Source organism: Actinomycetota bacterium (genome assembly GCA_028698215.1).
Classification (GTDB): domain Bacteria; phylum Actinomycetota; class Humimicrobiia; order Humimicrobiales; family Humimicrobiaceae; genus Halolacustris.
This window is the reverse complement of the sequence record JAQVDY010000019.1, coordinates 17,466-29,438: the sequence shown is the minus strand read 5'-3', so window position 1 is coordinate 29,438 and position 11,973 is coordinate 17,466. Positions and strand designations below refer to the sequence as shown.

General features: G+C 38.4%; 15 protein-coding genes and 1 tRNA gene. 12 read left to right on the top strand and 4 right to left on the bottom strand.

What is annotated here, in order from left to right; genetic code table 11:
* Window positions 1–215: 215 nt before the first annotated feature.
* The 3 genes from PHN32_06600 to PHN32_06590 are packed head-to-tail and all read right to left on the bottom strand — an operon-like array spanning window position 216 to window position 2,462.
* Window positions 216–941 carry an amino acid ABC transporter ATP-binding protein gene (locus PHN32_06600; GenBank protein ID MDD3777258.1) on the bottom strand — a complete coding sequence of 242 codons (726 nt, stop codon included), beginning with the start codon at window positions 939–941 and terminating at the stop codon, window positions 216–218.
* Window positions 942–984: 43 nt separating this feature from the next.
* Window positions 985–1,668, bottom strand: a complete 684-nt coding sequence (locus PHN32_06595) for an amino acid ABC transporter permease (GenBank protein ID MDD3777257.1) — start codon at window positions 1,666–1,668, stop codon at window positions 985–987.
* A gap of 20 nt (window positions 1,669–1,688) precedes the next feature.
* Complete coding sequence (locus PHN32_06590) at window positions 1,689–2,462, bottom strand: basic amino acid ABC transporter substrate-binding protein (protein ID MDD3777256.1); 774 nt, start codon at window positions 2,460–2,462, stop codon at window positions 1,689–1,691.
* A gap of 1,313 nt (window positions 2,463–3,775) precedes the next feature.
* On the opposite strand from PHN32_06590, the gene PHN32_06585 reads away from it, so the two are divergent.
* The 7 genes from PHN32_06585 to PHN32_06555 all read left to right on the top strand — a co-directional run bounded on the left by PHN32_06585 (window position 3,776) and on the right by PHN32_06555 (window position 6,764).
* A complete protein-coding gene (locus tag PHN32_06585; GenBank protein MDD3777255.1) occupies window positions 3,776–4,072 on the top strand; it encodes a hypothetical protein in 297 nt (98 codons plus the stop codon).
* On the top strand, window positions 4,069–4,383 hold the full coding sequence (locus PHN32_06580; protein MDD3777254.1) for a hypothetical protein: 315 nt from the start codon (window positions 4,069–4,071) through the stop codon (window positions 4,381–4,383). Before PHN32_06585 ends, PHN32_06580 begins: the two co-directional genes overlap by 4 nt.
* Window positions 4,384–4,731: a hypothetical protein gene (locus PHN32_06575; protein MDD3777253.1), complete on the top strand. Its 348-nt coding sequence runs from the start codon at window positions 4,384–4,386 to the stop codon at window positions 4,729–4,731. It begins immediately after the preceding gene.
* Between the two features lie 156 nt (window positions 4,732–4,887).
* Window positions 4,888–5,106: a ribbon-helix-helix protein, CopG family gene (locus PHN32_06570; GenBank protein ID MDD3777252.1), complete on the top strand. Its 219-nt coding sequence runs from the start codon at window positions 4,888–4,890 to the stop codon at window positions 5,104–5,106.
* On the top strand, window positions 5,103–5,507 hold the full coding sequence (locus PHN32_06565) for a putative toxin-antitoxin system toxin component, PIN family (protein ID MDD3777251.1): 405 nt from the start codon (window positions 5,103–5,105) through the stop codon (window positions 5,505–5,507). Before PHN32_06570 ends, PHN32_06565 begins: the two co-directional genes overlap by 4 nt.
* A 137-nt stretch (window positions 5,508–5,644) precedes the next feature.
* The gene (locus PHN32_06560; GenBank protein MDD3777250.1) at window positions 5,645–6,331 is read left to right on the top strand and encodes a nucleotidyltransferase domain-containing protein; all 687 of its coding nucleotides are present in this window, start codon (window positions 5,645–5,647) and stop codon (window positions 6,329–6,331) included.
* On the top strand, window positions 6,303–6,764 hold the full coding sequence (locus tag PHN32_06555) for a HEPN domain-containing protein (protein ID MDD3777249.1): 462 nt from the start codon (window positions 6,303–6,305) through the stop codon (window positions 6,762–6,764). Before PHN32_06560 ends, PHN32_06555 begins: the two co-directional genes overlap by 29 nt.
* 1 nt (window position 6,765) lies before the next feature.
* Here PHN32_06555 and PHN32_06550 read toward each other — a convergent pair.
* Window positions 6,766–6,841, bottom strand: a tRNA-Glu gene (locus PHN32_06550).
* A 131-nt stretch (window positions 6,842–6,972) separates the two neighbouring features.
* On the opposite strand from PHN32_06550, the gene PHN32_06545 reads away from it, so the two are divergent.
* From PHN32_06545 to PHN32_06525, 5 genes are all read left to right on the top strand, one after another.
* The gene (locus PHN32_06545) at window positions 6,973–7,683 is read left to right on the top strand and encodes a GAF domain-containing protein (GenBank protein ID MDD3777248.1); all 711 of its coding nucleotides are present in this window, start codon (window positions 6,973–6,975) and stop codon (window positions 7,681–7,683) included.
* 12 nt (window positions 7,684–7,695) lie between these two features.
* Window positions 7,696–8,685: a ketose-bisphosphate aldolase gene (locus tag PHN32_06540; protein ID MDD3777247.1), complete on the top strand. Its 990-nt coding sequence runs from the start codon at window positions 7,696–7,698 to the stop codon at window positions 8,683–8,685.
* A 165-nt stretch (window positions 8,686–8,850) separates the two neighbouring features.
* Complete coding sequence (locus PHN32_06535) at window positions 8,851–9,984, top strand: glutamine amidotransferase family protein (protein MDD3777246.1); 1,134 nt, start codon at window positions 8,851–8,853, stop codon at window positions 9,982–9,984.
* A gap of 4 nt (window positions 9,985–9,988) precedes the next feature.
* Window positions 9,989–11,524, top strand: a complete 1,536-nt coding sequence (locus PHN32_06530; protein ID MDD3777245.1) for a glutamate synthase-related protein — start codon at window positions 9,989–9,991, stop codon at window positions 11,522–11,524.
* Between the two features lie 2 nt (window positions 11,525–11,526).
* Window positions 11,527–11,973 carry a 4Fe-4S dicluster domain-containing protein gene (locus PHN32_06525; GenBank protein ID MDD3777244.1) on the top strand — a complete coding sequence of 149 codons (447 nt, stop codon included), beginning with the start codon at window positions 11,527–11,529 and terminating at the stop codon, window positions 11,971–11,973.

Genomic DNA, 11,973 nt, shown 5'->3' with positions numbered 1-11,973 from the left:
TAATGGAGGGTACCTGGGGCAGAAGTGATATATATAGTCCTTTCCAATTCCATGGCAGTGACGGCAATCCGGTTCAATTTAACCGGGGCCAGACCTGGGTATGCATAGTCCAGAGTTTAGACAGGGTATCTTATTGATAGAGTATTCAGGCTATAACGCTGAATTATCCAGTAGGGAATAAATGCTATGCTTTGCCATTATTGCAGGTTAACGATCTAGTGCAGGACTGCTTCCAGAAAGTCAATGGTTCTTTGATGCTGGGGTTTGGCAAAGACATCAGCAGCAAGCCCTTCTTCTACTATTATGCCTTCATCCATAAACACAAGATGGGAGCCAACTTCTTTAGCAAAACCCATCTCATGGGTTACTACCATCATGGTCATCCCGCTTTTAATGAGGTCTTTCATTACATCCAGCACTTCCTTTACCAGCTCGGGATCCAAAGCGGAAGTAACTTCATCAAAAAGCATGGCTTCCGGGTTCATGGCCAGCGCCCTGGCAATGGCTACCCTTTGCTTCTGGCCTCCTGAAAGCTGGTTAGGGAATGCTTTTATCTTATCGGATAGACCTACTTTTTTAAGCATATTAATACCGATCTCTTCCGCCTCTCTAGATTTCATTTTTAAAACTTTTTTAAGGGCTATAGTAACATTATCCAGGGAGCTCATATGGGGAAAAAGATTAAAGCTCTGAAAAACCATACCTATTTTTTGCCTAACCTTGTTCTTATCTGTTTTTTTGGAAGTTATATCCTGCCCATCAAGATAAATATGGCCGGAGGTGGGCTCTTCTAAAAGGTTTACACATCTTAATAAAGTACTTTTACCAGAACCGCTGGGACCAATTATTGCCAGGACTTCACCCTTTTTTACTTCCAGGTTAACCCCTTTTAGGACATGAAGCTGTTTAAATTTTTTATGAAGGTCTACTATTTTTATCAAATCAACCTCTTTAATAATTTATAATGGGTAATCTGTATCATATTTAACTATCTACCCTTTTTATCCTGTTTTCCATATTGCCAACCAGCCTGGTTAGGGGAACAGTTATAATTAAATAAAGAATAGCAGCAGCGGTAAGGGAGGAAGGGTTTAGCTTCCAGGTCATCATTTCCCTTGAGGTTCTAAGCAGTTCAGATATGGCAATTACCGATAAAAGGGAAGAATCCTTTATAAGGGCTACAAATTCATTGGTAAGGGGAGGAAGAACCCTTTTTACTGCCTGTGGTATTATAACGTATCTCATAGCCTGCCCATAAGACATGCCCAGTGACCTGGCTGCTTCCATCTGGCCTTTTTCTATGGACTCTATGCCGGACCTGAATATTTCTGAAACATAAGCCCCGCTGTTTATAGATAAGGCTACTATACCAGCTACAGGTGCCGGAAGGTTTATGCCCAGATAGGGAAGGGCATAATAAACAAAGATGATCTGCATCAGCAGCGGAGTACCTCTTAGCAGGTCTATATATACCATTACCAGCTGGCTGAAAAATTTTACTTTAGACACACGAATAATGGAGGTAAAAAGGCCAATTATTATCCCTATAACCTCTGAAGATGCTGAAAAGATAATAGTAAGAAGTGCTCCTTTCAATAAGAAAGGGAGCACTTCCCGTATTATGCTAATAGAAAAATATTTTTCAATTAAGTCTGCTAAACCCTGCATACGACCTTATCTATTATTTATTAGGTATCGCCAAACCATCTTTCATGTATGGTGTCATAGGTCCCATCATCCATAATACTCTTTAATGCACCGTTTACAGCATCTACCAATTGCTGGTTGTCTTTGGCAAACGCGATACCCAGCTGCTCGTCAGTCTTAAGTACCATGGCAATTTCAAAATCTTCATCACCGTTAGCAAAGTAATATCCCAGATAAGAATCACAAACAGCTGCATCTATTCTTCCTGCTTTCAAGTCTTCAAAAACCATTAAGATATCATCGTAGGTTTGTACATCGAGCCCTTCTATCTCTCTGGCTACAATTTCACCGGTAGTGCCTATTTGGGCACCTGCGGTCTTACCGTTCAATTGTTCTTCAGAATCAATATCAGAGCCTGCTTTTACGGCTACAGTCTGGTCTGTATTAAAATAGGGGATGGAAAAATCCATCTCTTTTTGCCTGTCTTCGGTAATGGTAATCGATGATATGGCCATATCAAATTTGTTTACTATTAGAGCCGGGAATAAGCCATCCCATGCCGTATTCTGGTAATCTAATTCCAGGCCAAGCCTGTCCGCTATTTCCTGGGCCAGATCATAGTCAAAGCCCACTATTTTATCTCCCTGGATAAATTCCATAGGCGGCCAGGTACAATCGCTTCCTACAGTTAATATGCCTTCCTTTATGGTGGGCAGGGTGCCTGCCTGGGCTTCGGCCTTAGGTGTGCAGGAAGTAATCAGTAAGAATACACAGAATAAAGAAATTACAACAGTTATAATAATACCTTTCTTCATAAGCAAAACTCCTTTTTTTCAAGTTTTCGAACCTTAATTTATATTTTGTGTATTATATAATAAAAGTTAAGCTGCTGCTACTTGATTATGGTTTTTAATTTTTGCCCATTTATCCCGCCATAGCTAAAAATATGTAAGAAAAACAGAAATTAAGCATAGAAAGCTACTGATTTATAACTGAATTTATTACAACCATTTCTTTTTTCTGGCAGGTAAGCCCTAACCCAGTTACACCCAGGCTCTATCCCGGTAAATCAATAGTTAAGAGCTTTCCATCATGGCCAGTGAAATAAAATACCTGTTCAGGATTTCGGGTAACTGATTTCCTGCCGGGGTCAGTTGGCAGGAACGATATGGGTAGTAAACAATATTTTTAAGCTTAAATTTTGAAATTATTCATTTCAAGCATTATGGAGCTTTTATCTTGGTGGCTATTATTAGCAGTACTGTTGAAATAGGAACCATAATAAATGAATGAGATGAAATTACCGGAATTCTTATACCTAATTCAGTTATAATTCCCGGTAAAGCCAAAATAAATGCTATCCACCAGGTTAATCTTTTAGGAGACTAAAATTTTTTCATGTAAGCATGACCACTATTAATTAAAAGCCAGCAGTACAAGCATTAAGAAGCCAGAAAATAAGCATTATTATAAAAAGTACTACAAAAATAAAAAAAGCAATTTTTGCAATTAAATATATTATTCCTTATGCTCTTCTAAAACCAAAAATTCCTGATATAACCGCTATAATAAATGCAATTATGGAAATTGTTAGAAAGTATTCATTTTTTATCTCCCAGTTAAGGTTTTAATTATAAAAATTTAAATTTAAAATTTCCTATATCCTGCCGGAAATATTAAATCACCTGCAACTATCTCTGATATGGAACTCTGGGTTGGTGAATTAGCCCCGATAAATGAAAGTAAAAAGCGTAAAATTCCTTAGATAGGCTTATAATTTTCATGCATTTTCCCTGCTGAAATTTATTGGCTTTCTAAAAGGAATATATCCTAAGAAAATAAATCATTAAAGCCATAAGATTTTAATAGAAAATAGTTTTAATTTAACCATTAAATTAGCAGTCTCAAGTATTACAATTAAGAACCAAATAATATGTTATCTGCAAAAAGTAAAAAATTTATTTTTAAGATAAAAATTAGAATTATAAATTTATTTAATATTGCCCTACAAAATAGTATAATATAGGAAGCCGTAGGGCAAATTAAAAAGTTATAAATATTGCCCTACAATTAATAAGATATTTAAATATGTAGGGCAATATCAAACAAAATTGAGAAGGTTAGCTTAATGGCAATTTTAGAAGAAATGTTTAAAGAAGAAAAAGAGCGATTATTAAAAATGAAAAAATATTATATGGATAAAGTTCTTGAATTACCAAAGGGAAATATTGTATTTAAAAATAGGGGAAATAAGAAATACCCATATCTGGTTTATCGAGAAGGTAATAAAGTTAAAACAGATTATTTAAAAAATAAAGATGATGATCTGAAAGAATTGGAATTAAAAATAAAGAAACGTAAGAAATATATAAAATTGTTACGAGAAATAGAAAAAGATCTTAAAGTCCTAGGCAGTCACAGATGAGTGATATAAAGAAAATATTTTGGGAAACAATTAGAATATTAGAAAATAATAAGATTCTTGAACATGTTGTTTTAATTGGCAGCTGGGCTGAATATATTTACGAAAAATCGGGTTATTTAAAAGAATTTGAAGCTAATTTAAAGATAAGAGACATTGATTTTTTAATAAGAAATATTAATAAACCCAGAGAGGGAATTAATATAGTAGATGTATTAGAGAAAGAGGGATTTGAAACTTCAATTGATTATATAAGTGGCGTATATAAATTTTACAAGGGAAAAGATTTAGAATTGGAATTTTTGGTTAGATAAATGGAAAGAGGGCAATCTGAACCATATGAGGTTACATCCTTTGGAATTAAAGCAGAAGGATTAAGGAATACCAATATACTGATTGACAATATAGATGTTATTGAAGTTGGAGATATAAAAGTAATTGTACCTACTCCTCAGGCATACTTATTTCAAAAAATTATAATTAACAGTAAGAGGAAAAATAAGGCTGAGAAGGATTATCTGAGCATAGAAAATTTATTGGAAAATATAAAATCATCAGATTCAGAATTCCAAAAATTAAAAGACCTGTTTAATGTATTAACAAAGAAACAGAAAAAAATTATTAGCAAGTTTTTAAAGGATAATCTTCTCGAGTTATTGTAATAGCAGCGAAGAAACTGGTAGCCCCAAGTTACAAAATTTCGAACCAGATTATAATGGAAATAAAAAATTTAGAAAAATCTATCTTCAAATAGATGTTTATTTAATCTTAATTAGTGTGCTATAATGTAACACACATAAATTATGGAAGGAGATTTGATGAGAGAATCAGTTACAATAAGCCTATCTAAGGATATAAAGAAAAAGTTAGACTCTATGGCAAAAGAGGAAAGAGCTAACAGGAGCGATATTGTAAAAGAAGCCCTAAGGCAATATTTTGCAGTTGTTGAGTTTCAAAAAATAAGAAAGAATATGCTACCCAAAGCTGAAGCTGCAGGAATATTTGATGAAGAGGATGTCTATAAAACTGTGTCATGAGAATTTTTTTTGATACCAATGTTATTATTTCGGCATTTATAACTCACGGATATGCTGCGGAGCTTTTCAGTTACTGCTTAGCTAACCATAGAAATTACACTTCTGATTTTGTAATAGCTGAACTTGAGAAGAATTTACCCAAATTCGGTTATTCAAAAGAAGAGATAAAAATTGTAACTGGGTTTCTCAATATAAATTTTTCAATTATTTCCGGTTACGGTAAACTTGGAGAAAAAATATGTAGAGATGAAGATGATGATAATATTTTAGCAGCTGCCTGTAAAAGTGAGGTAGATTGCATAATTACTGGAGATAAAGATCTACTTGTATTGAAAAAGTATAATGGTATACCAGTATTATCTCCCAGGGATTTCTGGAGTTTTGAAAAGTCCTTTAAATAGGGACTGGTAGCGCATATACATCTTAGTTGGAACCAAATTGTTATTGAATTAATGGCAATGAGAAAGTTAAAAATTAATTTATATTAGCCCATTCTCAAGTTAAGGTCCAACTGTTTGTTTTTTTGGTGTCAGGATTCTTGCAAGCAGAGCAAGATAAGAGAGCCAGAGCAACAAAACATAGTGGTGTATATAGATTAATCAAAACCTTGACCATTATATTCAAAATGCATATAATTATATGCAATATGAATATAATATCAAAAAATAAAGCTGATTTGTTAGGTTTGTTTTTTACCAACCCGGAGAGATCTTTTTATATTCAAGAGGTAGGGCGGATACTAAATAAAAAACCGGGTACATTCCAAAGAACTTTAAATAATCTTATTTCCGAGGGAATACTTACAGATGTATACAAGGGTAATTTGCGTTTAATTAAAGTTAATAAGGATTATCCTTTATACGATGAGCTGAGAAAAATTATCTTTAAAACTGTGGGGTTGCTGGGGAGTATTAGGAGAATTCTCCAGGAAATAGGAGATATTAGAATAGCTTTCATTTATGGATCTTATGCTAAATCCAGGGAGAATGCTCTATCAGATGTAGACTTATTATTAATTGGTGACCCTGATGAGGGCAATCTTATTAAAAAACTTGATAGTCTTGAAGAAAAACTAAAACGAGAGATTAATTACAAGCTATATAAGTTAAGTGATTTAAAAAAGGAAGTCGAAGAAAAAGAGCCTTTTATTTTAAGAATACTAAAAGATAAAAAGATAATGCTTATTGGAGATAAGAGTGACTTACAGAAAATTTATTCAAAATAATCTTATTAAGAAACAGAAACCCGACTTCAAACAAATCAGCCAACAAATTCTCAGGTCATTACAAGATCTGAAGACATCTAAAGCAAACCTAAGTATAGATTTGACCTGGTCCTATACCATTTCTTATCATGCTATGATAAGAGCAGGTAGAGCTTTGATGTTTTCAAAAGGATATTTGCCAACTGTAAAGAATTCACATAAGACAATAGTGGAATTCACAAGAATGATACTAGGCGATCAATACCAAGATATTACCGGTAAATTTAACAGGATGAGGCGGAGGCGGCATGACTTTATCTATGATTCAAAAAATCATATAACCAACAAGGAAGCAATTAGTTCAATTGAAGTTGCAGAAAAACTGATCAACGAAATAAAAAATCTGATAGATAAAGATAATCCTCAACAAGAATTGTTTGGAGTTAGAGATTGAATGGTAGCGCATAGGGGACTCGAACCCCTGTTTTAGCCGTGAGAGGGCTATGTCCTAGGCCACTAGACGAATGCGCCACCGCAATAATGCATTCTATATATTTTGAAATATTTTGTAAAGGCTAAGATTTTTGGTTTGCCCCTTAACTATTGGTATGAATCTGGTACTATATGTAATATAATTTTATAAATAATTTTTCTGTAATGTTATGGATGATAAATATATCGAAAGCCCAAAAGAAATAATAGATGCCTTATCCAAGATAGGGGAAGCGATAACTTCTGACCTGTACCTGGAAGATATCCTAAAACTGATAGTTACGGTTACTGCTGAAACCATGAAATCAAAGATTTGTTCTATCATGCTGTTAGACCCCAAGAAAAAGGAGCTTACCATAAAAGCTACCCAAAGTATCAGCAAGGAATATATTAACAAGAACCCCATTAAACTGGGGGAAGGTATTGCCGGGCAGGTGGCCCTGGAAAATAGGTACAGGATAGTAAAAAACATATTGGAAGAAGATACCTATATATACAAGGAAATTGCTAAAAAGGAAGGCCTGGCTTCGCTGCTGTGTGTGCCCCTGCATGTAAAGGGAAAAGTAATTGGGGTACTAAACCTATATACATCTTCTCCTCACCAGTTCAGTGATTATGAAGTAAGTATACTGCAGGCAGTAGCCGATCAGGCAGCTATTGTTATAGAAAATTACAAGCTGGTAGTAGAAACTAAGGTTATAAAAGAGGAATTGGAAACCCGCAAGGTTCTGGAGAGGGCCAAGGGCATATTAATGGAAGATTTCAATCTTACTGAAAATAAGGCATTTAAAAAAATACAAAAATTTGCGATGGACAGAAGAAAGTCCTTAAGGGATGTGGCAGAGGCCATAGTAATGTCCCATGAAATGCAAAAGGAATAAAGGGAGGCAAAATTGGCATTGGTACCAATGAAACAGATACTGGATGAAGCAGCTAAAGGCGGCTACGGGGTAGGTGCTTTTAATGTTAATAATATGGAGCAGATCCAGGGCATTATGAGGGCTGCTTCCGAGACGGGATCCCCAGTTATAATTCAAGCTTCCAGGGGAGCCCTAAAATATACCAATATGGTATATATCAAGCATATGGCCCAGGCTGCCCAGGAAGAAAATCCCGATATTCCCCTTGCATTGCATTTGGACCATGGCAATAGCCTGGAAACCTGCAAGCAAGCCATTGGGCTGGGTTTTACTTCGGTAATGATAGACGGTTCGCTAAAAGAAGATTCCAAGACCCCTACCACTTTTGAAGAAAATCTAAAGGTAACTGCATCTGTGGTTGAATATGCCCATAAGTTCGGGGTTACGGTAGAAGGAGAATTGGGTACGCTGGGGGGCATTGAAGACGGGGTAGGTTCAGGCAAGGTCAAATTAACTGACCCTGGCGAGGCTATTAAATTCATAGAGCAGAGTGGAGTGGATGCCCTGGCTTTAGCTATTGGGACCAGCCACGGAGCCTATAAGTTTAAGGCCAAACCGGAATTGGCTATGGATATAATATCGGCTATTTCAAACCAACTCCCCTATTTTCCGCTGGTAATGCATGGCTCCTCTTCGGTGCCTCAGGACCTAATAGACATTATAAACAGCTATGGGGGAAAACTTGAGTCCACCATGGGAGTGCCTATAAGTTCCATACAGGAAGCCATAAAGAGGGGCGTAAGGAAAATAAATGTAGATACCGATGGAAGGCTGGCCATGACCGGGGCAGTTAGAAAAGTTCTAACTGAAAACCCTGCTGTTTTTGATCCCAGGGATTATTTTGGTGCAGCCAGGCAGGCAGTATACGAAGTGGTAAAATCCAAGATGATTGATTTTGGCACCTCAGGCCATGCCGGTGATTATGGGCCTTTAAGCCTGGAAGATATGAAGAAGCTTTATTGATAGGCCGCTTAACATTTTTAAATTGACAAATTAGCCAAACCTGCTATTATTTGCTCATAAATTAAATATTTTACTTTTTGCATAATGAAGTGCAAAAAGTTTTGAAGGTAAAGTTGCCTTCTTAAAACAGAGATGTTTTAAGAAGGCTTTTTTTATGGAGAAAAGATGAAATACACAGAAAGAATGACCAAAAAGGAATACTCGGTTAGATACAGGATTTCCTCAGGCTGTGCCGTATTCGGCATAATAAATGAAAGTGGAAAGAGGTTTAGCGGAAATCAGGTACTGGAAGGAATAGCTATGATGCATGACCGCTCCAATGGTTTAGGAGGAGGTTTTGCTGCTTATGGGATTTATCCTGATTTTTCTAAAGATTGGGCTTTTCACCTCATGTATGAAGATACAGAAGCCAGATACCAGGTTGAGGAAATACTAGACAAGAACTTTAAGATACTTCTGTCAGAAGAGATTCCTACCAACTCCAGGGCCAGGGTGGAAAATCCTCCGTTAATGTTTAGATACTTTGCCCAGGCCAATAATGAGTATTTGGTCCGGGAAGAAGATTTTATAGTTGATATGGTAATGGGTATCAACAGCAGTGTAACCGGTGCTTATGTAATGTCCAGCGGAAAGAATATGGGCATATTTAAGGGAGTGGGATACCCGGAAGATATTGGCCATTATTTTAAGATCGAAGATTACCAGGGTTATTTGTGGACCTCTCATGGCAGGTTTCCTACCAATAGCGTAGGCTGGTGGGGGGGAGCCCATCCCTTTGGCTTGCTTAACTGGTCAGTGGTGCATAACGGGGAAATATCTTCTTATGGCAGCAATAAAAGGTTTGTTAGCGATTTTGGCTACAAATGCAGCCTGTCTACGGATACCGAAGTTATTGCCTATCTTTTTGACTTATTGGCCCGAAAAGAAAATATCGATATTGGCCTGATACACTTAATCCTTTCTGCCCCTTTATGGGAAGAAATGGAACGAATGCCCCCAGAGTGGGGTCAATTGGCCCAGGCTCTCAGGATATTGTATGGTGGATGCCTGCTGAATGGTCCCTTTAATATAATTGTGGGCAACCATAATTTGCTTTATGCCCTAAATGACCGTATTAAGCTAAGGCCCATGGTGGCGGCACGCTATGGCGACTGTCTTTATGTTTCCAGCGAAGAGGCGGCTATCAGGAAAGTGTGCCCTGACCCTGATGTAGTTTGGCATCCGGAGGGCGGAGAGCCAGTGATAGGCATGGTTAAATCAGGCAGTATTACCAGCTTAGCCAGTAAGGCAGGTGTATAGGACAATGGCTTTAAAATTAAATCATGCTGATTTTGAGATTGAACGGGATATGGGAAAATGCATATCCTGCCAGGTTTGCCTCCGGCAGTGCTCCAATGATGTGCATGAGTATGACAGCGAGCAGGATATATTGTATAGCCAGAACAGCCAATGCGTAGGCTGCCACCGTTGTGAAAGCTTATGCCCTACCGGGGCTATCAAGGTCAAGAAGTCTGAATCTGAATTTAAGGAGAATGCCAACTGGCCGGCTTCTTATTTAAAAAACATATACAAGCAGGCAGATACAGGGGGAGTAATACTTACCGGAATGGGGTCGGATAAGCCCTATCCTGTTTACTGGGACCACATATTGTTTAATGCTGCCCAGGTTACCAACCCCTCTATTGATCCTTTAAGGGAACCTATGGAAATAAAAACCTTTATCGGGTCAAAGGCCAGCCATCTTAACCTAAAGCCAGGCGGGGACAGCTATATTAAAGGCAAGCTAAAGGTAAAGGCAAGGATTTTACCCCAGCTGGAGCTTTCCACTCCCATAATGTTTTCTGCCATGTCTTTTGGCTCCATAAGTTTTAATGCCTGCAGGAGTTTGGCCCAGGCTGCCAGCCAGTTTAAAACTTTCTACAATACCGGGGAAGGAGGCCTTCACCGGGATCTGGAACAATATGCCCAGAATACTATTGTGCAGGTTGCCTCCGGAAGGTTTGGAGTGGATATTAGTTATTTGAAGAAGGCTGCTGCAGTAGAGATAAAGATTGGGCAGGGGGCAAAGCCCGGTATAGGTGGCCACCTGCCGGGAGAAAAGGTAACCGAAGAGGTGTCCATTACCAGGATGATACCCCAGGGTACTGATGCCATATCTCCAGCGCCCCACCATGATATTTATTCCATAGAGGACCTGGCACAGCTAATATGTACCTTAAGGGAAGCTACTGATTACCAGAAACCTATCGGGGTAAAAGTATCAGCAGTACACAACGTAGCCCCTATTGCCAGCGGTATAGTAAGGGCAGGGGCAGATTTCGTAACCATAGACGGCCTCAGGGGAGGCACGGGGGCAGCCCCATTGGCAATTAGGGACAATATCGGTATACCTATCGAGCTGGCTTTGGCCTCTGTGGATACCCGGCTAAGGGAAGAAGGCATCAGGCACAGGGCGTCAATTATAGCGGCAGGCAGCATTAGATCCAGTGCGGATATCATTAAAGCCATAGCCCTGGGGGCAGATGCCGTATATATAGGGACCAGTGCCCTGGTGGCCATGGGATGCCATCTCTGCCAGAAATGTTATACCGGAAAATGTAACTGGGGTATTGCCACCCAGGACCCTTATTTGACTAAGAGGTTAAACCCGCAGATCGGTACCCGCAGGCTGGTTAATTTGCTGAGAGCCTGGTCTTTGGAAATAAAGGAAATGCTGGGAGGGGCAGGCATTAATGCCATTGAAAGCTTAAGGGGCAACCGGGAGCATTTAAGGGGAATTGGTTTAAGTGATAGGGAGTTGTCCATATTGGGAATTAAGCATGCAGGAGAGGCTTGGTAGTTATGAAAAAAATATATATTCAGGAAGAATATTGCATAGGCTGCCGGTTATGTGAAATATATTGCCAGGTAAAACATTCGCGGAGCAAAAAAATAATCCAGGCTTTCAAATCGGAACAGGGGGAGCTTGTTCCCCGGGTCCTGGTAGAGGAAATAGGCCATAATTCTTTTGCCATTCAATGCAGGCACTGTGTGGATGCTCCTTGTGTGGATGCCTGTATCTCGGGGGCCATGGTAAAAAACGAAAACACAGGTGTGGTCACCTGTAACCAGGATAAATGCGTAGGCTGCTGGAGCTGTATTATGGTTTGCCCCTATGGGGTGATAAGCAAAGATACAGGCACCAGGAAGATAGCTTCCAAGTGTGACTTATGTGAAGATGAGGATGTACCGGTATGTGTCAGCGGCTGCCCCAATGAAGCCCTTAAATTTATAGAAAGGGAGGAGTAG

Bases quoted from the DNA above. Each gene is read 5' to 3' on its own strand.
- PHN32_06570 (MDD3777252.1), top strand. From the start codon at position 4,888: ATGAGAGAATCAGTTACAATAAGCCTATCTAAGGATATAAAGAAAAAG.
- PHN32_06535 (MDD3777246.1), top strand. From the start codon at position 8,851: ATGAAATACACAGAAAGAATGACCAAAAAGGAATACTCGGTTAGATAC.
- PHN32_06530 (MDD3777245.1), top strand. From the start codon at position 9,989: ATGGCTTTAAAATTAAATCATGCTGATTTTGAGATTGAACGGGATATG.
- PHN32_06545 (MDD3777248.1), top strand. From the start codon at position 6,973: ATGGATGATAAATATATCGAAAGCCCAAAAGAAATAATAGATGCCTTA.
- PHN32_06585 (MDD3777255.1), top strand. From the start codon at position 3,776: ATGGCAATTTTAGAAGAAATGTTTAAAGAAGAAAAAGAGCGATTATTA.
- PHN32_06575 (MDD3777253.1), top strand. From the start codon at position 4,384: ATGGAAAGAGGGCAATCTGAACCATATGAGGTTACATCCTTTGGAATT.
- PHN32_06590 (MDD3777256.1), bottom strand. From the start codon at position 2,462: ATGAAGAAAGGTATTATTATAACTGTTGTAATTTCTTTATTCTGTGTA.
- PHN32_06580 (MDD3777254.1), top strand. From the start codon at position 4,069: ATGAGTGATATAAAGAAAATATTTTGGGAAACAATTAGAATATTAGAA.
- PHN32_06525 (MDD3777244.1), top strand. From the start codon at position 11,527: ATGAAAAAAATATATATTCAGGAAGAATATTGCATAGGCTGCCGGTTA.
- PHN32_06565 (MDD3777251.1), top strand. From the start codon at position 5,103: ATGAGAATTTTTTTTGATACCAATGTTATTATTTCGGCATTTATAACT.
- PHN32_06595 (MDD3777257.1), bottom strand. From the start codon at position 1,668: ATGCAGGGTTTAGCAGACTTAATTGAAAAATATTTTTCTATTAGCATA.